We start from the raw sequence: 20,892 nt of genomic DNA, 5'->3' as shown, positions 1-20,892 counted from the left end.
ATAGATTAAGCGTTTTCTTAAGCTTCTTTGCCGAAGAACTCCGATTCAGAATTCCGAATCTTCGTCAGGTACGTCACGTTCGGCTGCACGTTGATGGAGTCGAGCGAGTGGAAAGCGCGCTCGCCGTCTTCACGACGCAGGAGCTTGCTAATACGGCTGTTGGGGTCTTTCATATCACCGAACACGATGGCTTCGGTGGGGCACGACTGGGCGCAGGCAGTTACAATCTCGCCATCCACCGGACGACGCTTCTGCTTCTTGGCTTCGAGCTTGCCGAGCTGAATGCGCTGCACGCAGAACGAGCATTTCTCCATCACACCACGGGCACGTACTGTTACGTCTGGGTTCAGCACCATGCGGCCGAGGTCGGTGAACATGTGGCCGTTCACGATTTCGAACTTCTCGTTCGAGTAGTACGAGAACCAGTTGAAACGACGCACTTTATACGGGCAGTTGTTGGCGCAGTAGCGCGTGCCGATGCAACGGTTGTAGGTCATCTGGTTGAGACCTTCCGAGCTGTGCGTGGTAGCGAGTACCGGGCACACCGTTTCGCAGGGTGCGTGGTTGCACTGCTGGCACATCATCGGCTGGAAGATAACCTGCGGGTTTTCCGAAGGGTCTTCCATGGCGGCGTAGGTACCTACTTTGCCTTTGCTTTCGAAGTCGCTCTTGTGCGCATCCGAGCTGTAGTAGCGGTCGATGCGCATCCAGTGCATCTCGCGGCGGTTGATAACCTGCTGCTTACCTACTACGGCAGTGTTGTTTTCGGTCTGGCACCCAATCACACACGAGCCGCAGCCAATGCAGGAGTTGAGGTCCACGGCCATGCCCCAGTGGTGGTTGTTGTACTGGTAGTCCTGCCACAGCGATACCTTGCTGGGCGCTTCCAAGCCATCAGGCGTAGCGATTTTCTCGTACTCCGTTACTTCCTTGGGGTTCTTTTTGTAGTTAGCTAGCGTATTCTCCTGCACCACCGGGCGGCGGTCCATCAGCGTCTGGTGCGTCTGGGTCTGCGCGATGGGCGAGGTGGCGCTCGTCTTCTCCAGCGTCACCACATTCATGTACTGAATGCCGTTGGCCGTCATGGCGAGTGGGGCGGCGTTCTCCCCTACTTTGTCGCCGGCTTTGCCAGCCATTGTGCGGCCGTAGCCGAGGGCGATGCTCACCGTGCCATTGGTCTGGCCGGGCTGAATCAGCACAGGCAGCTCGATGCTGTGGCCGTTAGCAGTCACTTTTACCACATCGCCCTGCTCCCACTTGTTAGCAACGGCCATGGCGCGGGGTATGGCTACGTAGTTGCCCCAGGTTGCTTTCGAAATCGGGTCGGGCAACTCCTGCAGGAAGGGGTTGTTGGCTCCGCAACCGTCCGCGCTCAGGCCTACTTTTTCGTAGAGAGCAAGTTCAACACCGTTCGGCTTGGCGGCACCGCTCAGCTGCGAGGCAGCAGTGGCAGCGCTCATCGCCGTCATGGCCGGTGCTGCGGGCAGGGCAGTACCCATGGCCACGCCATCGTGCACTACTTTGTCCCAGGCCGCATCCGTGGGGGTGATGCCACGCCAGTTGGCGCGGAGGAAGCGGTAGTAAGTCGTGTTGTTGCCAGCCCAATGCAGCAGGCTCTCCTGGGCCTGGCGGGTGGTGAACAGCGGCGTAATCACAGGCTGCGACAGGCTGAGGTAGCCAGCTTTCGGCTCGAAGTCGTTCCACGATTCCAGCCAGTGGTTGTCAGGAGCGGCGTACTGGCAGAGGCTGCCGGTTTCGTCCAGACGGTCGTTGAGCGAGATGGTCAACGGCACTTTGGCAATGCCCGACTTCACTTTGTCGCCCATTGGGTGGTTAAACACCGGGTTGGCGTTGTAGAAGATAACGGCGCCTACGCTGCCGTTATTCATATCATTCACTAGGGCGGCCATGCGGGCATCGTCGCCTTGGCGCACATTGCTCGAAGCAGCGCTGATAGTAGTGCCGGCGTTGCCAAGAGTTTGGTTGATGGCAGTTACCAGCGACTGCACGGCGGGGTCGTTCGAACCCGAAACCACGAGGCCGGTGCTACCGCTGGCTTTCAGCTCGGCTGCAGCAATAGCCAGTTGCTTTCCATAAGAAGCAGAGGTTGACACGCTGCCACCGTTTACGATGGCATTGTACAAGGCCAGTGCCACCGCACCCTGTTCCGAGGGCTTCACTGGCACGCGCACGTCGGCGTTGGAGCCGGTGAGCGACATGATGGTCTCGAACTGGAAGTGGCGCGACATGGTGCGCTTATCCGTGCTCACCTTGCGGTTTACCACGTACTGCTTGGCATACTCTACGGGCGAAATCCAGGTACCGAGGAAATCGGCATCAAGGCTCACGATGACGTTAGCCTTGCTGAAATCGTAGCCGGGAACCACGCCGCCGTTGGCTTGCAGCAGGCCGGTGGCCGACTGCGCGTCATACATTACGTGGGTAGTGTTGGGGTAGCGGGCAGCGAATTCGGCAATGGCCCTCTTCGTGCTCGGGCTGATAATCGTGTGCGACACGATGGCGATGCGGCCCGTGGTGCCGGCCAGCTTCGTGCGGATTTCCTGGTCAACTTGCTTCACCTCGGCCTTCTGGCCTTTGATGGCGAAGTGCTGCAAACGGCCACCGTCGTACAGACTCAGTACAGCGGCTTGAGCACGCGCTGACAGGCCGCCTTTGGTAATGGGCGACTCCGGGTTGCCTTCCAGCTTAATCGGCCGGCCTTCGCGCGACTTTACCAGTACGGCGTTGTAGTCCGAGCCGGTGAAGTAGGTGGAAGCGTAGAAGTTGGAAATGAGCGGGTCAATTTCCTCGGGCTTGTTCAGGTACGGGATGGCCTTCACTACCGGCGTTTCGCACGAAGCCAGCATGGCCGCGCCAACGCCGAAACCCATCAGCTTGAGGAAGTCGCGACGGGGAGCCGACGTATCGTCCTTGCTCTCGTGGCTTTCCTTAACCGGCATGAACTCGGCGAAGGCCGATTGCATGAACTCCGGGGCGCTTTCCAGTTCCTCAATTCCTTTCCAGTACTTCATTTTTGGGGACTTAGGGACTCGGGGACTTGGGGACTTGGCCACCAGCCGCGAGGTACTTGAATTTATAAGCGGAATCTTTTTTTGTAACAGAATGGATAAGGGGCCGAGTCATGAGAAAACTAAGTCCCAAGACCCGAAGTCCCCACTAACCAATTAGTAGTGGCACTTCGAGCACTCGGTGCCGCCGTTCGACGACACGGTGAAGGGAGCACCGGCGTTTTTCGAGTCGTGCAGCTTCACGAGGTTGTCGTAGTACTTGTTATCCTTCGTGTTGAGGGGCATCTCGCGGTGGCAGTTGATGCACCAGCCCATGGTGAGGGCCGAATACTGGTACACTACTTCCATATTCTGGATGGGGCCGTGGCAGGTCTGGCACTGGAGGCCTGCTACCTGCGTGTGCTGCGAGTGGTTGAAGTAAGCCAGGTCGGGCAGGTTGTGAATACGAACCCACTGAATCGGCTGCTTGCGCTCGATGGCGCGGTAGATTTTCTTGATTTCGGGCGACTCCGTCTTCACCTGCGAGTGGCAGTTCATACAAATGTTGGCCGAAGGAATGTTGGCCGATTTGCTCTTGTACACCGACGTGTGGCAGTAGGCGCAGTTAATCTGGTTGGTGCCGGCGTGCAGCTTGTGCGAGAAAGCAATGGGCTGCGTGGGCTGGTAGCCCTGGTTCAGGCCAACGGCCATTACGCTTTGCACACCTTCATAAAGTAAAACGAGGGCAAAAACGACACCTACAATACCGCGTAGTACGGGCGAGCGGTAAAACTTGCCCCAGTCGAAGCGCTGCTCCAGAATTTCGATGTCGCGGCCGTCGAGGTCCTTGCGGCCGCGCAGCACGTCTTTCATCAGGTTACCAATGATAACGAGCGTCACCACCAGCACAATCAGCACCACTACGAGGACAATAAGCAGGATGTCAACGTATTTGCCAGCTCCGGCATCGGCACCGCCAGCAGCAGCCTGACCATCGGCAGCGGCCGCGTTGCCAGCCGTAACACCGCCAGCAGGGGCAGCAGCTGCGCCTTCCTGCGAAGTGATGTAAGCTACAATCGAAGTTACTTCCTTGTCCGAGAGGGCGAAGGAGGGCATTTGCTGCTTGTTGAACTTGTTGAAAAGAGCCACAGCATAGTCATCGCCGCTGGCTACTACTTTGCTGGAGTTCTTTACCCAGGGCAAAATCCAGGAGATGGGGCGGCGCTTGGTGATGCCGGCGAGGGCGGGACCAACTACCTGCTCATTCACGGCGTGGCACTGGGCACAATTGCCTTTGAAAAGAGCATCACCGGCGGCGATGGCAGCGGCATCACCACCGCCAGCGGCCGGAGCAGCAGCGGTTGCGGGCGTGGCAGCAGCCGTGGCACCGGGGGCTACCCCTTCTTTTTTCACGGCGGCAGCGTCTTGGGCCGAAGCCTGCTGGATGCCGGCAAACGTGAGCACAAATGCCAGCAACAGATGAGGTAAGGAACGGAGTCGAATGCTATTCATAAGAAAATAGACGGTAAAACGAAACGCTAGGGCATTTCAAGGCCACAAATGTAGGTCAGGAATCGTAGGCGGCAAAGTTCGAAATACAATTTCCGGGCAGCGGCAGCCGTTTGGATTAGCCCTATTATGGGCTTTCCGCAGTCCGGCAGCCAATACGGCGCAGCTTCTAATTGAGTCGTGGCAGCGTCAGAAAACCATCGGTGGCCATAGGTTATGCGGTGATTTCTAAAGCCCTAAATCGGAACCACGGGCAGCTATTTTTGTTGTTTTGCTCCAGTCATTCTCGCCCACACTTTTCATTCGGCGCAGGAGCATCGAACTCAATTTTTATCCTCCTCCCCTATTCCTTATATATAGGTAACACGGACAGAGGCACCCGCTGGTGTGGCTGATGACTGCCCGCGGTGAGAATTGCAATTCGGTAAGATGATTACGGTGGCCTTGGCAATGTGCCGGAAAGTCAGTACCTTTGCGCCCCAATCAATTTTTACACCCACAATTCACCCCCATCGTAATGGAACAAAGAAATTACGAGACGGTCTTCATCGTGACTCCCGTATTGAACGAGAGCCAGGTGCAAGAAACGGTCGAGAAGTTCACTCAGGTGCTTAAGGAAAATAGCGCCGCCCTCCTGTCCACCGAAGCCTGGGGCCTGCGCAAGCTGGCTTACCCGATTCAAAAGAAGAACACGGGCTACTACTTCTGCCTGTCCTACACGGGCGAAGGCAACATCGTGGACGTGCTCGAGCTGGCTTTCCGCCGCGACGAGCGTGTTATCCGCTTCCTTACGACCGTGCTCGACAAGCACGCCGTGGAGTACAACACCCGCCGCCGCAACGGCGAAATGAACCAGCAGAAGGCTGCCAAAGAAACCGAAGCCGTAGCCCAATAATTTAGCACGACATGGCATCTCCCGCATTCAACCGCAACAACGACCGGTCGGCTATGAACAAGCCGCAGGATACCCGCAAAAAATACTGCCGCTTCAAGAAGAATGGCATTAAGTACGTGGATTATAAAGACCCGAACTTCCTGCTGAAGTTTGTGAACGAGCAGGGCCGCGTGCTGCCCCGTCGCCTCACCGGCACCAGCCTGAAATTCCAGCGCAAAGTGACTCAGGCCATCGCGAAGGCCCGCCACTTGGCTCTGATGCCGTACGTAGCCGACGCCCTGAAATAGACCTTAGACCTGAGAACTCAGAACTTAGATTTCGACTGCGTCTACGCTCTTGGCTCTAAGTTCTAGGTTCTCACATCTTATCAAGATAATGGAAATCATCCTCAAAGACGACGTTAAGGGCCTCGGGTACAAGAACGACATCGTGACCGTGAAATCGGGCTACGGTCGCAACTTCCTGTTGCCGCAGGGTCTGGCCATGTTGGCCGACAAGACGAACAAGAAAATCACGGCTGAGAACGTGCGCCAGGCCGCTCACAAAGCCGACAAAATCAAAGGTGACGCCCAGGCTATTGCTGACCAGGTCGGTGATATGGTGCTGGAAATCCCCGCTAAGGTGGGTGAAAGCGGCAAAATCTTTGGTCGGGTAACCACCCTGCAATTGGCCGATGCGCTGAAAGCTAAGGGTGTTGACATCGACCGCAAGCGTTTGTCGTTCGACCAGGAGCCGGCTTCGGCTGGCGACTACACCGCTACGGCTAACCTGCACAAGGAAGTGAAGCACACGATTAACTTCCGCGTAGTAGCCGAGTAGTCTCGGTTCCTTTGCTAGATAAGAAAAAGCCCTGCCTGCTGGCGGGGCTTTTTTTATTCCGCTTCTCGGGCCATAGCCCGGTTACGGGCTATTTTTGCTTTAATGTTTAGAACTGAATTGACAATTGCCCCGGCCGCTGGCCAGCTGGCGCGCACAGCACTGGTGCTCACCATGGGTTCGTGTTTTGCTGACAGCATTGGCTCGCGGCTGGTAGCTAATAAGGTAGAGGCGCGGGTGAATCCATTCGGCACCGTGTTTCAGCCGCTGGCGCTGGCGCGACTGCTGCGCGCAGCTGCTGGCGAAGAGGTGGATTGGCAGCGGCACTTGGTGCAAGCCCGTGGGCGCTGGCAGAGCTACGACCTCCACGGCAGCGTCGGGGCCGATTCGCCGGTGGAATTGCTTCAGTACATCCAGGAAGTGGTGCGGCAAACGGGCGAGTTCCTGCGCAATACAGACGTGGTGCTGCTGACGCTGGGCACGGCCTGGGCTTACCGCCTGCGCGAAACCGGTGAACTGGTAAGCAATTGCCACAAACAGCCGAGCGACTTATTTGTGCGCGAATTGCTGACGCCGGATGAGATTATCAATGCGCTGGCGGAGACGCATGCTTACCTGCGCCGCATCAACCCAGACTTGCGCTTTGTGCTGACGGTGAGCCCTGTGCGGCATTTGAAAGACACTCTGCAGCTGAATGCGGTGAGCAAGTCGGTGCTGCGATTGGCTACGCACATTGTGAGCGACCTGCTGCCTGGCGTGGCCTATTTCCCGGCTTACGAGCTGCTGGTGGATGATTTGCGCGACTACCGCTTCTATGCGTCGGATATGCTGCACCCGTCGGAAGTGGCGGAGGATTATATCTGGGAGAAGTTTGCCCGGGCGTATTTCGATGCTGATTTTGGGCGTTTCCGCAAGGAATGGGCGGCCGTGCGGCAGTCGCTGGGGCACCGGCCATTGCACGAAGGCGCGCCTGAACACCGGCAGTTCTTGGAAAGCACCCGCGAAAAGCTGGAGCAACTGAGCTTGCGCAAAGTAGACGTGGCCGATGAGCTGCGCACGGTGCGGGCGCGCATCGCGGCCCTGCCGGAGCCGATACAACCGCCGATGGTTGTCGAAGAGCTGGAGGATAATGAGGAACGGATTGACATTGGCGAAGGCTCGGAAGCTTTGCCAATGACGCCCGTTGCACCAGCTAATGGAGCCGCCGCTGAGCAGCCCACCAGCAGCACCGAAACCGGCCGTGCTTCGCGCTTGTCGCCGGAAGAATTCCGAGCGCACCGGGCGGGTCGTTCGGACCGGCCTGAGCGCGGGCGGCGCGATGGCCGAGGCAGAGGCCGGGGGGCCGCTCCTTCCGAAACGGAGGCTTTTCAGGCCGCAAGTTTTGGGGAAGCCGACGAATTTGCGCAGCAGCCTTTCCTAGCAAATACCGATGTTGGAGAGACTGAGTTGACTCCAGTAGCAGCCTCGACTGAATTTACGGTTGGAGCAGTGAATTCGGAACAGGGAGCAGATGCTGCCGAGCATGAACAAGGCCGCAAGAAGAAGCGTCGTTCGCGGGGCGGAGCAAAGCGCACGGCGCGTAAGCATGCATTGCGTCTCACGGCTGAGCTGGGCATAGACCCAAGCCAGCTACCGGCTTCGGAAACTGCTTTGGAAGCAGCAGCTGGCGCACTGCCCGCTGGGCAGAACATCCGTCCGGAAACGCCGAAATCCAGCGTTATCACCAAATCGCAGCCGGTAAAACGGGGTGGGCGGCGCAACGAGCCAGGCCGCGTACCTCGCGTAGAGTTGTTTGCCACTCCACCTGCTGCCGAAGGTTCAGCTTCGGAAACGCCAATGGTGGATGCGGAAGCATTTACACCCGTTGATTTTGAAGCATTGACAACACCAGACGCGCTGATTATCAACGCTGAATCTGATTCTGACATTGCGGCTACTACTTCCCGCAGTAGCCGCAACCGGAAAAAGAAAAAGGCCCGGAAACTGGCTGCAAGTGTTGATGAAGCCAGCACCGCAACTTCAGAGAACGTAGTAGCTGGCACGCATCAAACCTTGCCGATAGCCAGCGCGGCTCAACTTTCCGAATCATCAGAATCAGTCAGTGAGAGCCGACGCGAGGATATGCGTCAGCCGCAGGAACCAGTGGCGGCACTGCCGGTAAGCGGGCAAGCTACGGCCGTTGTTTCGACGACAGGAGTACCAAATGCCGTGGATACGCCCGTTACAAATCCGGCCCCAGCCAAGCCATCGGCTCGTAAGAGAAGAGCCGCGGTGGGTGGAAGGGCCGAGAAACCCGCTGTTGACACGCCGGTAATTCCAATAGCTGACCCGTCGGTGGTTCGGACGCAAGTGGCTGCCGGACGCATGATGGGCACCTCGGCCTCGCTGGTAACTTCTGCCCCCGAGCCGAAAGCTGACGCAACCAAAACAGTGCCCTCAAAGGCTGCAGTGGTTAGGAAGGCTACGGCAAAAGCTAAACCGGCTAACGCGCCCGTAGCGCCAACGGCCGCAATGTCAGCCGCACCAGTTGCAACAGAAGCTTCGTCGACGGCTACGCCCCCAACGCCGAAGCGCAAGGTGGCAGCAAAAGCAAAGGCCGCCGCGGCTCCAGCTCTGTCTGAAGCGCAGGCTCCGGATGTCACTACGGAAACGGCCCCAACAGCCGCCGATAAGCCTGTACCGGCTAAAAAGAAGGTTAAGTCCGCTCAAAAGCCCGCTGCGGCAGCAGAGCAGAAAGTGGCGGCAGTAGCCAAAGCCGCTGCAAAAAAATCGGTTTCCAAAGCGGCTATTACTAAAGCGGCTGCTCAAAAAAAAGCGGTTACCAAGGCTGACAAACCAGTTATTGCAACCGAAACGCCAGCTGCCAAACCAGCTGCCAAACGCAAAACACCGAAAAAGTCAGCTTAACCTCTGATAAAAGCCCGCTAAAATCCGGCGAGTTGCGTTATTTATTTCCCAAGCCCGGCCTTTTTTGCCGGGTTTGGTGTTTTAGCACCTCCCCTACTCCGCATACTTATGGCCCACGCTGCGTCGCATACCAACCGTCTTGCTCAGGAAACCAGTCCTTATCTGCAACAGCACGCCCATAACCCCGTGGATTGGTATCCGTGGGGTCCGGAGGCGCTGAACCGGGCGCAGGCTGAGCAAAAGCCTATTCTGGTTAGTATTGGCTATGCGGCTTGCCACTGGTGCCACGTAATGGAGCGCGAGTCGTTCGAGAACGAGGCGGTGGCGGCGGTGATGAATACACATTTCGTATGCATCAAAGTCGACCGGGAGGAGCGGCCCGATGTGGACCAGATTTACATGGATGCGCTGCACGCCATGGGTCTTCAGGGCGGCTGGCCGCTGAACGTGTTTCTGACGGCCGACGCCAAGCCTTTTTACGGTGGCACCTACTTCCCGCAGGGCAACTGGACCAAGCTGCTGACCAACATCGGACAGGCCTATGCCGGCGAGCACCGCGCCGAGCTGGAGCAGTCAGCTGAGCGGTTTATGGAAGTCATCGGCAAGAGCGAACTGGCCAAATATGGCGGGCACAACCGCAATGAGGCCCAGGAAGCCGACTACGCAGCCTTAGAAACCATCGGCGTAGCGCCGGAAACCGGACCGGCCGGCGTTTCCGATGATGAATTTAAGCTGCTGGTGTATAACCTGAGCACGAATTTCGACCGCGAACGCGGCGGCATGAACCGCGCCCCGAAGTTTCCGATGCCCAGCATCTGGCGGTTTTTATTGCGGGCGCACGCCATCAGTGGCAGCCGGGCGGTGCTGGACCAGGCGGTACTAACCTTGCGCGAAATGGCCTGGGGCGGCATTTACGACCAGGTGCACGGCGGTTTCGCGCGCTACTCGGTGGATGGGGAGTGGCTGGCCCCACATTTCGAGAAGATGCTGTATGATAACGGCCAGCTGGTGAGCCTGTACAGCGAGGCCTTCCAACTGACGAAGGACGAGCTTTTCCGGGAAACGGTGTACGATACCATCGAATTTATCCGGCTGGAGCTGACCAATGATGAGGGCGGGTTCTACTCTTCGCTCGATGCCGATAGCGAGGGCGAGGAAGGCAAGTTTTACGTCTTCACGAAGGAAGAATTGCGCGGGATTCTGGGCGACGAGGAACCGCTGTTTTCCGACTACTACAACTGCACGGCCGTGGGCAACTGGGAGCACGGCCGCAACATCCTGCACCGCCGCGAAACCGACGAAGCCTTTGCCGTCGTCCACCAGCTGGCTCCCGGCGTGCTGCCGGAAATCGTAGCGAGCTGGAAACAGAAAATCATGGCCGTGCGCGCCACCCGCGTGCGCCCTGGCCTCGACGACAAAGTCCTCACCGGCTGGAATGCCCTGATGCTGCAAGGCCTGACGGATGCCTACCGGGCCTTTGGTGAGCCCGAATTCCTGGTGATGGCTGAGCACAACGCCCGCTTTATCGAAGCCAATCTGCGCGACGGCGCGGGCCTGTTCCGGACATGCAAAGACGGCCGGGCCAGTATCAGCGGTTTTTTGGAAGACTACGCGCTAGTCATTCAGGCTTACATCAGCTTGTACGAAGTGACCTTTGCCGAAAAGTGGCTGCGCGAGGCCGAAGGGCTGACGGAATACGTGCTGGCCAACTTCTTCGACGCCACTGAAACGCTATTTTTCTACACCGACAGCCGCGCTGAGCCGCTTATCGCCCGCAAAAAAGAGCTGTTCGATAACGTAATTCCCGCCTCGAACTCCATCATGGCGCACAACCTGCGCCGCCTGGGTCGCCACCTTGAAAAGGCCCAATACACCGACCTGGCCGCCGAAATGCTACGCCAGCTGCGCCATCTGGTGGTGAAAGAACCTCAGCACCTCGCCAACTGGGCTTCGCTTTATGCGGCGCTCCTGCGGCCGGGAGCCGAAATTGCCATTCAAGGCCCCGCAACGGAGGAATTCCGCGAGGAACTTAGCCGGCATTTTTTGTTTGATACGGTCCTGGCCGGCACCGAAACCGCGTCGGAACTACCGTTGCTGAAGCTGCTGCCTACCCCCACAGATGGCCGCACCGCCTTGCACGTGTGCCGCAACTATGCCTGCCAGGCGCCGGTGTACAGCGTGCCGGACGCGCTAGCGACGCTCTAGCGGCGGCGCCATGGTTCGCGCTACGGCCCTGTTATCTTTACTATCCGCTCCTACGCTATACCTGTTTTGAGTCTTACGCTTGATTTTATTGCTCCCGTGGCCGCGCCCTCGGCCGACCGGGTGACGCTGTTTGCCGACGTTATTCTGCCCCTGCCTTTGCCCAGGCTCTACACCTACCGGGTGCCGTATGAGCTGAATGACAACGTGGTGATTGGCGGGCGCGTCATCGTGCAGTTCGGGGCCAAAAAGACGCTCAGTTGCATTGTAGCGGCCGTGCACGAAACCGCGCCCAAGGAGTATCAAGCGAAGTACATCCTCGAATTTATTGACGATGCGCCGGTGGTCACGCAGGCGCAGCTCAAGCTATTTCGCTGGATGGCCGACTATTACATGTGCACCATCGGCGAGGTGATTAATGCTGCGCTGCCCTCGGCGCTGAAGCTTAGCTCAGAGTCGCGGATTCAGCTGCACCCGGGGTTTTCACGGGAGGAAAACGAGTACCCGCTTTCCACGCAGGAAACGTTGATTGTGGACGCGTTGGGCGTGGTGGAAGACGGCAAAGCCCTGACCTTTACCGAAGTGGGCGACCTACTCGGCATCACGTCCTTCCATAAGGTCATCAAGTCGCTGATGCACAAGGACGTAATTTTCCTCTTCGAGCACACCGCCGATAAGTATGCGCCCAAGGTGGTGAAGAAGGTGCGGCTGGCGCACCATTTCGTGTCGGAAGCGTCGCTGGAACAGCTCTTTGAGCAGCTCACCAGCAAGCCCAAGCAGCTTGATGTGCTTATGAAGTACCTGCAGCGCGTGCCGGTGTATCAGAACGAGCATTCCAACCAGACCGGCATCGAGAAAGCTTACCTGGCCAGCAGCCCGCACCTCTCGGCTTCGGCCGTGAATACGCTCATCAAAAACGGCGTGCTGGAGCAATTTGACCAGATTGTGAGCCGCTTCCCGGTGGAAAATGAGGGTGCCATTCACATGCCGTTCAGCCTGAGCGAGGCCCAGACCAAGGCGCGGGATGAAATCATGGCCCACTTCGGCGAAAAGGAAATAGTGCTGCTGCACGGTGTGACTGGCGCGGGCAAAACTGAGATTTACATCGACCTCATCCGCAAGGCGATGGATGGCGGCGGGCAGGTGCTGTACCTGTTGCCTGAAATCGCCCTCACGGCCCAGATTGTAACGCGCCTCATGCGCGTATTTGGCTCGCGGCTGGGCGTGTACCATTCCAAATTCTCCGACAACGAGCGGGTGGAAGTATGGAATGGCGTGCTCTCGGGCCGTTTCCAGGTAGTGGTGGGCGTGCGTTCGGCGGTGTTTCTGCCGTTTGATAATTTGTCGCTCATTATCGTGGACGAGGAGCATGAATCAAGCTACAAGCAGTACGACCCCGCCCCACGCTACAACGCCCGCGAGGTAGCCCTGATGATGGCAAACTTCCAGGGTGCCAAAACGCTACTAGGCTCGGCCACGCCGGCCGTCGAAACCTATTACCAGGCCAAGCAGGGCCGTTATGGGCTGGTGAGCCTCACCAAGCGCTTCGGAGAAGCTGGCATGCCCGAAATTGAGTTGGTGGACACTCGCAAGGCCCGCGAGCAGAAAACCATGCACAACCACTTCACCGCCGATTTGCTGGGTGAAGTGGAGCGCACCCTGGGCCGGAAAGAGCAGGTCATTCTGTTTCAGAACCGGCGCGGCTACGCGCCCGTGGTGGCCTGCCAGGACTGCGGCTGGATACCGAAATGCACTAACTGCGCCGTGAGCCTGAGCTACCACAAGCACAGCCACGAGCTGCGCTGCCACTACTGCGGCTACCACGACAGCATGGTGAGCAAATGCCCCGCCTGCGGCTCCCGCGCCGTGAAAACCCAGGGCTTTGGCACCGAAAAAATTGAGGATGACCTCAAAATCATGCTGCCCCAGGCCAATATCCAGCGCATGGATTTGGACACGACGCGCGCCAAAAACAGCTACCAGCAAATCATTGCCGACTTCGAGAAGCAGGCCACCAACGTGTTGGTAGGCACCCAGATGGTGACAAAAGGCCTGGATTTTGCCAACGTAAGCCTCGTGGGCATCATCAACGCCGACAGCATCATTCATTACCCCGATTTCCGGGCGCACGAGCGCGCCTACCAGATGTTTGTGCAGGTGAGTGGGCGGGCCGGGCGCAAGGGCAAAAAGGGCAAGGTCATCATCCAGACGGCCGACCCCACGCAGGTGATTTTTGACAAGGTCATCCGCAACGATTACATCGAGTTTTATAACTACGAAATCGTGCAGCGGCACGAGCACGGCTACCCGCCCTTCATGCGCGTTATCAAGATGACGGTGAAGCACATCGACCAAAACGTGGGCGAGGCAGCCGCCATTTTACTGACGCAGGAGTTGGTGGACCGCCTGGGCCGGGCCGCGGTTTTGGGGCCGGAAGCGCCTTATATCTTCCGCATTCGCAATTTCTATCTGCAGGAAATCACCATCAAGCTCGACCGGGCCCACACCGTGCTCAAGCAGGCCAAGCAGATGATTTGCGAAGCCATGGACGTGGTGAAAGACCACAAGGAATTTAAGCAGGTCCGCCTCGTGGCCGACGTGGACCCGATGTAAGCCCTTGATTGTCTCTCAATGGGCATATTGACCATCAAAAAGCCCCGGCTGCTTCAGTGCAGCCGGGGCTTTTTGATGATGAAAAGCGCAAGGGCTTACAGCTCGTCGAGCAGGTACAGGATGATGAGCACGATGCCGATAATGGCCAGAATGAGACCCAACAGGCCGATGATACCGCCAATGGTACCGCCTACTGCGCCACCCACAATGCCTACCAGCAAGCCCACCAACAGCAGAATCAGGCCCTGGCGCAGCTTACCGTCGAGGCGGGCCGTGCTGGCCGTATTATCGTGGCGGTTGAAGCTGGCTTTTTGTGATGCCTTCTCCAGTTTCTTGCTTACCTTATTGAGAGCCACGCGCTGCAGGAAGCTCAGCTTGGCAGGGGCAGCAGCGGGCGCGTTGGCTACGACAGTAGCGCTGGTTGCCGGGGTTTCTGTCACCACCACTTTAGCAGTGGGGGCCTTGGCTACCGGAGCCGACTGAGCAACGCGAGTGGCAGGCGCAACTGCCACAGCGGGAGCAGCCGGAGCAACAGGGGCGGCTACCGAGGCTACAGCAGCCGTTGCAGGCGTTGCGGCAGCTGGCACGGGCGTGGCTACCCGCGTAACGCCGTGGTAGGAACTACCCTTGGGCAGCATGGCGTACTCGGAACGGCTGCAGCTGCCCAGCGTGAGGGCACAGGCGGCAAGCGCAATCAGTTTGGCGAAGGGGGGAAAAAGGTTCTTCATAGGTATGCGGGTAAGAGAAAACTTGATTGCGCATTCTACGGCAAAAATTACAAATAGGCGATTCTTTGGAATTACTTTATTTGTTCCGCCGGTTCTTAAAATCGTTTTCCGGCACGGTTCCCGCTACGGCTCAACTCGTTTCCAATCGGGCGCTAGCTGAACGTAGCGCACCAAATTGCTGTTGAATAGCCCGTATGTGCTTACTTGCAAATCGTATGAAATACTGTTTTTCTACCTGGCAACGGGCTTTGGGTGTAGTGGGAATAGGGACAGGAGCCGGGGTGCTGATAATGAGCTGCACGCAGCTACCGGCCGAAACCCGCCCCTCGATGAGTAATGAGCGTCGCATGCAGGCCATGATGGTGGCCGATACCAGCGGCTACGAAACCGCTTCGCCCCGCGACCCCAACGGTATTGGGACCTACTACCTGGGCCGGCAGATTGCCCACGTAATGGGCCACGAGGGCGCGAGCTGGCTGGAGCGCAAAGGCCGCCGTCAGGAAGAAGGCACCGACTTATTGTTGAAAGAGCTGAACCTGAAACCCACCGATGTGGTGGCCGATATTGGGGCCGGCACGGGTTTCTTTTCATTTCAATTGGCCAAAAAAGTCCCCAAAGGGCAGGTGCTGGCCGTTGATATTCAACCCGAAATGATTGCGGCACTGCAGGAAAACAAGCGCCGCCAGAAGGTGACCAACGTGCGCCCGGTGCTGGGCACTACCACCAACCCCGGCCTGCCCGCCGACAGCGTGGACCTGGTGCTTATTGTGGACGCCTACCATGAGTTCGACCACCCGCGCGAGATGGGCCGCGCCATCCGGCGGGCTTTGCGCCCCGGCACCGGCCGGCTGGCGTTGGTCGAGTACCGGGCCGAAGATGTTAATGTGCCCATCAAGCGCATCCACAAGATGAGCATCGGGCAGGCCCGCAAGGAAATGGCCGCCGTGGGCATGGTCCTGGCCGATTCCATCGAGACGCTACCGCAGCAGCACCTGCTGTTGTTCAGGAAGTAGCACATGCCGCCGCTTGCGACGAGCGCAGCCCATTCGATTGTTGCAGGCGTACTACCAGCTCCATTTGTCGCAAGCTGAAGCTGCTGGCGCCTATGGATTAGCCCGCGCTGTGTCACGACCTTTGCGGGATGAACCCCGACCCGCGCCAGCTTTCCATCCACGATTTCACGTATCCGCTGCCTGCCGAGCGCATCGCGCCGGAACCCCTCCCCGACCGCGCCGCCAGCAAGCTGCTGGTGAGCCGCCACGGCCAGCTCACCGATAAAAACTTCCGCGACCTGCCCAGCGAGCTGCCGGCCGGTGCCCTCCTCGTTTTCAACGACACCCGCGTGGTGCGCGCGCGGCTGCTGGCCCGCCGGCCCACCGGGGGCCAGGTCGAACTGTTTTGCCTGGAGCCCGTGGCCCCGCACCGCAGCCTGGAGCTGGCCTTGCAGCAAACCGGCAATTGCACCTGGCGCTGCCTGGTGGGCAACGGCCGCCGCTGGAAAGAAGGCCCGGTAACCTTGGATTTCACTTCTGCCGACGGTCAGCCCGCCACACTGCATGCCGAACGCCGGCTACAGGAAGCAGGCACGGCGCTGATTGACTTCCGCTGGGAGCCGGCCGAGCTGCCCTTTGCCGAAGTGCTGCGTGCGGCCGGCCATTTGCCCCTGCCCCCTTACATAGACCGCCCCGATACGGCCACGGATGCCGTGCGCTACCAGACCGTGTACGCCGCCGCCGAAGGAGCCGTGGCGGCCCCCACTGCCGGCCTGCACTTTACCCCCGAAATACTGGCTGAGCTACAGGAAAAAGGCTTTTCGACGGGCCACGTTACGCTGCACGTGGGCGCGGGCACCTTCCAGCCGGTGAAGGCCGACCACATGGCCGGCCACCCCATGCACACCGAGCCCATTCTGGTCACGGCCGGGCTGCTGCGCCAGTTGCTCGCCCACCGGCCCCGGCCGGTAATCGCAGTAGGCACCACCAGCCTACGCACCCTGGAAACGCTGTACTGGCTGGGCGTAGGCCTGCTGCACTCCGCAAATGAAATCACGGAGCCAGCCGCGCCCGCCGTAGCCGAACTGCTGGTATCGCAATGGCAACCCTACGAAATGGCCGAGGTGGCGGCCCGCATCAGCCCCGAAATGGCCCTGACGGCCCTGCTCCAGCACCTCGAAGCCACGGGCACCGATACGCTGCAAGCCAGCACGCGGCTGCTGATTGCGCCGGGCTATGAATTCCGGCTGGCCGATGGGCTGATTACCAATTTTCATCAGCCGGAAAGCACCTTGCTGCTGCTGGTAGCGGCGCTGCTGGGGCCAAACTGGCGGGCAATGTATGAGCACGCCCTGAACCACGACTACCGGTTTCTGAGCTACGGCGACAGCTCATTACTACTGCCTTGAAGCCGCTGAAACCCAGTTTTCAGCCGCCGGGCCGACTGCGGCACGCTCCTTGCACCAACCTTTGCCAATAGGGAGCGTACAAAGCCCTCATAACCCTTTTTCTTCTTTTGACCCCATGAAAAAAGTAACCCTGTTGCTCGCCCTTTCCGCTTTTGCTACTACTGCTTATGCGCAAACCACTCCTACCACGGAAGTTAAGACCCGCGACAACGGCACCACCAAAGTGGTAACCAAAACCGGCAAAACCAACGTTGGCCAGGCCCTCGAAAACACGAAAGATGCCGCCGGCAACGTGGCCCACAAAACGGGTAGCGCCATCAAGCGCGGTGCCAAGAAAACCGGTCACGCCGTGAAGCACGGTGCCAACAAAGTGAGCGCCAAGACCAAAGAAGGCACCGAAAAAATGGAAGCCAAAACCGAATAGTCCTTTCCAAGAGCTGTTCCTTTCCGCTTTCCAGCAAGAGAAACCCCGGCTTAGGTCGGGGTTTTTTCTTGCCCTGGTGCGAAGGCCTGCGGGGGATTACTCACCGCCGGGTTTTTCGCGCAGCTCGTGCAGCACTTTCTCTACCACGCCGCGTCCAAACAGACTGAGGCCGGAGTTGAGCACGACCAGAGCCGCCGTGCCGGCCATTATCCACCTAGAAGCGGGTTGGCGCTGTTCTTTAAGGCTGCCGGCCCAGTGCACCATACTGGCCCCCGCGCCAATAGTGGCCAGCCCCAGCGGGGCAAAAATCAGCCATTTGGATTTGTGTGTCATCGAAAAAAAGCTGAGGGTGTAATAATGAGCCAAACGCGCCGATTCAGCACCTGGGCTGCTATCCGCATGTACCTTTCGGCTTTCTGCTTACGCACCGTGCCGAGCCGTGTTTCGGTCCCGGATTCCGCCTTCGCTTTATGACGCCTTACGAACAACTGCTGCACCTATCCTTCACCGCGCCCAACGACGTGAAGTATTACCTCACCCCCAATGCTTTGCAGGCCTACGACCTGCTGCGCAAAGCCCCACCCGCGCAGCTATCCTTCCGGTTTGAGCAGGTGCGGCTGGGCCTGGCCATGAGCCTGCTCAAGCTGGTATCGGAGTTGGGCGACCACGACGAAAGCCGGCAGGTACTTGACGTGCTGCACCGCGCCCTGAACGAAGCCCGCTCACCCGACGACATCGACCGCATCATCGGCCGCGAGGCGCGCCTGTTTGACCGGCTTTATGAGAATCTGTACGTGAACGAAGAAGGCGAAGAGCTGCTCAACCTCTTCGGCCGCACGCTGGATGCCGACGCGCCCGAGCTGCTGGAAGAAATAGCGCAGGAAGGCGTGGACCTGGCCCGCACCCTGGACTTTGGTTCCGACGAGGACGAGTAAACTTAAGCTGCCAACCCCAAATCCTGCTTTCTCATGTTTCTCAGCATTCTTGGTTTTATCATTCTGGTGCTGGGGCTGAATGCCTCCCGCTTCTCTGAGCGGCTGGAGCGGCTGCGCGGCGGCCTGGTTTTCCTCGGCGGCGTGTTTCTGATTCTGGGGCTGGCCCTGAGCACAGTGGTGCAGGTGGGCGTGGGCCAAGTGGGCGTGCAAACGCTGTTTGGGCAGGTGCAAAAGCGCGTGCTGCAACCCGGCCTGAGCGTGGTGAACCCATTGGTGGACGTGACGCGCTTCGACACCCGGACGCAGAACTACACCATGTCGGCGCAGCACGGCGAGGGCCAGCAGTCGGGCGACGACGCCATCCGGGTGCTCTCGGCCGATGGGCTGGAAGTGGTGATTGACCTCACCGTGCTCTACCACGTGGTGCCGGCGCAGGCCCCGCACATTCTGGCCACCATCGGCGAGGATTATCAGGACAAAATTGTGCGGTCCATTTCGCGCACCCGCATCCGGGATAATGCGGTTTACTATGATGCCGTGGCACTTTACTCCACGCGTCGCGAAGAATTTCAAGCCCGGATTCTGGCCGCCATCGAGAAGGATTTCCGCACCAATGGTCTACAGCTCGACCAGCTGCTCATCCGCAACATCCAGCTGCCCGAGTCGGTGAAGCGTAGCATCGAAAGCAAGATTTCGGCCGAGCAGGATGCCCAGAAAATGCAGTTTGTGCTGCAAAAGGAAAAGCAGGAAGCCGAGCGCAAGCGCGTAGAAGCCCAGGGCATTGCCGATTATCAGCGCATCGTAAACACCGAGCTGAGCGACAAGCTCCTGCAGTACGAAACCATCAAGGCCAACCAGGCCATTGCCACTTCACCCAATGCCAAGGTCATCATCATGGGCGGCGGGCGTGGTGCGGCGCCGCAACTGCTGATTGGCGACAAATAACGGTTTTACGCTTGCACAAAAAAGCCCGCTCCAATGCGTTGGAGCGGGCTTTTATTTGTCAGCAACGCGAAATTAGAAGCCGGGGTTTTGCACCAGCAGCTCGTTCAGGTTAATGTCGTGCTGCGGGATGGGCAGAATCAGCTTGGGGTCGTTGGCATTCACGGCCGGCGTGGTGCCGGCAGCCGGAACGATAACCGCGTTGGTCCGCTTGAGGTCGTAGATGTGGAAGCCTTCGAAGGCCAGTTCCAGCTGGCGTTCATGCAGCACATCTTCGAGCGTAACGGTGGTGAGCGGGGTAGCGCCCGACCGCGTCCGGATGCGGTTTACGTCGGCCAGGGCATCGGCGGTGTTGCCGGCCCGCACATCGGCTTCGGCCCGGATGAGGTACATCTCGGCCAGACGAATGATGGGAATATTCTGGCCATAGGTGCGGTACTTGATGCTGCGCAACCGGCCGGGCCGGGCTCCATCGCCGAGGTAAATGAGCTTGCGCGTGGCCGAAGCCGCCAGCGAGTCGGTGCCGCGCGCGTCGCTGTCCTCGTACTGAGTGGAGAAAGCCGGCAGAATGCGCACATCGCCCCGGCCCACGCCGCCGTCGCTGGCGAAGTAGGTGGCCAGGCCGTCGTTGGATGTGCCGGCGTTGTTCTGGTCGTTTTGCTGAAGCTCAAACAATGTTTCGCTGCCGTTGCGGTTGGCGAAGATGGCAGCCACCGAGCCCGCCAACGACTTCCCGCTGTGGGTGATGACGTCATCAGCGGCAGTGCGGGCGTCTGCGAAGTTGCTTTGCTGCAAGTACACGCGGGCCAGCAGCGCCTCGGCGGCGTAGGTGGTGGCGCGGGTGCCGTTGCTTTCGGGCAGCTTCTGCATGGCTATGGTCAGGTCATTAATTACCTGGGTATAGACCTGCGCCACGGTAGCGCGGGGTAGCTTCACGGTGGCCTGGTCGACGGTCGTGTTGGCCGCGAGCGTGATGGGCACGCCCAATTGCGCATTCGCGGTGCCGGGCTGGTACTGCTGGCCGTAGAGCCGGACCAAATCGAAATACAATAGGCCGCGCACGAAACGAGCTTCGCCCTCGTACTGCGCTTTCAGGTCGGCATTCGTCACCACGGGCAGGGCGCTGAGCACCAGGTTGGCCTGGTTGATGTCCTCATAAGCCCGCTGCCAGATGCCGGCAGCGGTGGTATTCAGCGAGGTGAACGACGAGCGGGTGGCAATCTGGCGGTAGTTGGTGAACGTGCCATCCCAGCGGATGTAGTTCTCGGGGCCAATGAGCTCGGGCACCAGAATAAGGTCGGTACCGTAGAGGCGTGGGTCGTCGAGCTTGGCGTACATGCCGACAACCGCACCACCTACTTTCTCGGGAGTATTCAGAGCCACCGATACGTCGATGCCCTGCTGCGGAGCAATGTCCAGCGGGTCTTTGCAGCCGGTGAGGCTCAGCCCCAGGGCCAGGGCCAGCACGGCTGGCCGAATAAAGGTATGTTTCATATTGGAGAGGAAGTCAAA

At 59.0% G+C, this 20,892-nt stretch carries 16 protein-coding genes; 11 read left to right on the top strand and 5 right to left on the bottom strand.

From position 1 onward, the window contains the following. Positions 1–17 precede the first annotated feature (17 nt). Both I7X13_RS09895 and I7X13_RS09890 read right to left on the bottom strand, forming a co-directional pair. Positions 18–3,032: a TAT-variant-translocated molybdopterin oxidoreductase gene (locus tag I7X13_RS09895; RefSeq protein WP_198075345.1), complete on the bottom strand. Its 3,015-nt coding sequence runs from the start codon at positions 3,030–3,032 to the stop codon at positions 18–20. A gap of 153 nt (positions 3,033–3,185) precedes the next feature. After that, positions 3,186–4,520, bottom strand: coding sequence for a cytochrome c3 family protein (locus tag I7X13_RS09890; RefSeq protein WP_198067875.1), 1,335 nt, complete (start codon positions 4,518–4,520; stop codon positions 3,186–3,188). A 514-nt stretch (positions 4,521–5,034) separates the two neighbouring features. Here I7X13_RS09890 and rpsF point away from each other — a divergent pair. From rpsF to priA, 6 genes are all read left to right on the top strand, one after another. After that, positions 5,035–5,412: a 30S ribosomal protein S6 gene (gene rpsF, locus I7X13_RS09885; RefSeq protein WP_198067874.1), complete on the top strand. Its 378-nt coding sequence runs from the start codon at positions 5,035–5,037 to the stop codon at positions 5,410–5,412. A 53-nt stretch (positions 5,413–5,465) separates the two neighbouring features. Beyond that, positions 5,466–5,699, top strand: a complete 234-nt coding sequence (gene rpsR / locus I7X13_RS09880; RefSeq protein WP_035561439.1) for a 30S ribosomal protein S18 — start codon at positions 5,466–5,468, stop codon at positions 5,697–5,699. A gap of 88 nt (positions 5,700–5,787) precedes the next feature. After that, positions 5,788–6,231, top strand: coding sequence for a 50S ribosomal protein L9 (rplI, locus tag I7X13_RS09875; protein WP_198067873.1), 444 nt, complete (start codon positions 5,788–5,790; stop codon positions 6,229–6,231). A gap of 102 nt (positions 6,232–6,333) precedes the next feature. Continuing rightward, complete coding sequence (locus I7X13_RS09870) at positions 6,334–9,135, top strand: GSCFA domain-containing protein (protein ID WP_198075344.1); 2,802 nt, start codon at positions 6,334–6,336, stop codon at positions 9,133–9,135. Between the two features lie 108 nt (positions 9,136–9,243). Further along, positions 9,244–11,340, top strand: coding sequence for a thioredoxin domain-containing protein (locus tag I7X13_RS09865; RefSeq protein ID WP_198067871.1), 2,097 nt, complete (start codon positions 9,244–9,246; stop codon positions 11,338–11,340). Positions 11,341–11,406: 66 nt separating this feature from the next. After that, positions 11,407–13,950, top strand: a complete 2,544-nt coding sequence (priA, locus tag I7X13_RS09860; protein ID WP_198067870.1) for a replication restart helicase PriA — start codon at positions 11,407–11,409, stop codon at positions 13,948–13,950. Positions 13,951–14,045: 95 nt separating this feature from the next. Here priA and I7X13_RS09855 read toward each other — a convergent pair whose 3' ends face one another. After that, positions 14,046–14,678 (bottom strand): hypothetical protein, encoded by a 633-nt coding sequence (locus tag I7X13_RS09855; RefSeq protein WP_198075343.1) that lies wholly within the window; start codon positions 14,676–14,678, stop codon positions 14,046–14,048. A gap of 215 nt (positions 14,679–14,893) precedes the next feature. Here I7X13_RS09855 and I7X13_RS09850 point away from each other — a divergent pair, with 215 nt between their 5' ends. The 3 genes from I7X13_RS09850 (at position 14,894) to I7X13_RS09840 (ending at position 17,503) form a co-directional block, all read left to right on the top strand. Further along, on the top strand, positions 14,894–15,691 hold the full coding sequence (locus tag I7X13_RS09850) for a class I SAM-dependent methyltransferase (protein ID WP_317191558.1): 798 nt from the start codon (positions 14,894–14,896) through the stop codon (positions 15,689–15,691). A gap of 128 nt (positions 15,692–15,819) precedes the next feature. Beyond that, a complete protein-coding gene (locus I7X13_RS09845; RefSeq protein WP_198075342.1) occupies positions 15,820–17,079 on the top strand; it encodes an S-adenosylmethionine:tRNA ribosyltransferase-isomerase in 1,260 nt (419 codons plus the stop codon). 115 nt (positions 17,080–17,194) lie between these two features. Continuing rightward, positions 17,195–17,503 carry a hypothetical protein gene (locus tag I7X13_RS09840; protein WP_198075341.1) on the top strand — a complete coding sequence of 103 codons (309 nt, stop codon included), beginning with the start codon at positions 17,195–17,197 and terminating at the stop codon, positions 17,501–17,503. 96 nt (positions 17,504–17,599) lie between these two features. On the opposite strand, the gene I7X13_RS09835 is transcribed toward I7X13_RS09840, so the two are convergent. Further along, positions 17,600–17,836, bottom strand: coding sequence for a hypothetical protein (locus tag I7X13_RS09835; RefSeq protein WP_198075340.1), 237 nt, complete (start codon positions 17,834–17,836; stop codon positions 17,600–17,602). 137 nt (positions 17,837–17,973) lie between these two features. Between I7X13_RS09835 and I7X13_RS09830 the strand changes: the two genes are divergently transcribed. Both I7X13_RS09830 and I7X13_RS09825 read left to right on the top strand, forming a co-directional pair. Then, positions 17,974–18,438, top strand: coding sequence for a hypothetical protein (locus tag I7X13_RS09830; protein WP_198067865.1), 465 nt, complete (start codon positions 17,974–17,976; stop codon positions 18,436–18,438). Positions 18,439–18,471: 33 nt separating this feature from the next. Further along, on the top strand, positions 18,472–19,383 hold the full coding sequence (locus I7X13_RS09825; protein ID WP_198075339.1) for a prohibitin family protein: 912 nt from the start codon (positions 18,472–18,474) through the stop codon (positions 19,381–19,383). Positions 19,384–19,455: 72 nt separating this feature from the next. On the opposite strand, the gene I7X13_RS09820 is transcribed toward I7X13_RS09825, so the two are convergent. Continuing rightward, the gene (locus tag I7X13_RS09820; RefSeq protein WP_198075338.1) at positions 19,456–20,874 is read right to left on the bottom strand and encodes a RagB/SusD family nutrient uptake outer membrane protein; all 1,419 of its coding nucleotides are present in this window, start codon (positions 20,872–20,874) and stop codon (positions 19,456–19,458) included. Positions 20,875–20,892 lie beyond the last annotated feature (18 nt).

Origin of the sequence: Hymenobacter negativus (assembly GCF_016056375.1) — a bacterium.
Classification (GTDB): domain Bacteria; phylum Bacteroidota; class Bacteroidia; order Cytophagales; family Hymenobacteraceae; genus Hymenobacter; species Hymenobacter negativus_A.
Note: the sequence above shows the minus strand (reverse complement) of the source record. Positions and strands in the feature narration are given on the sequence as shown.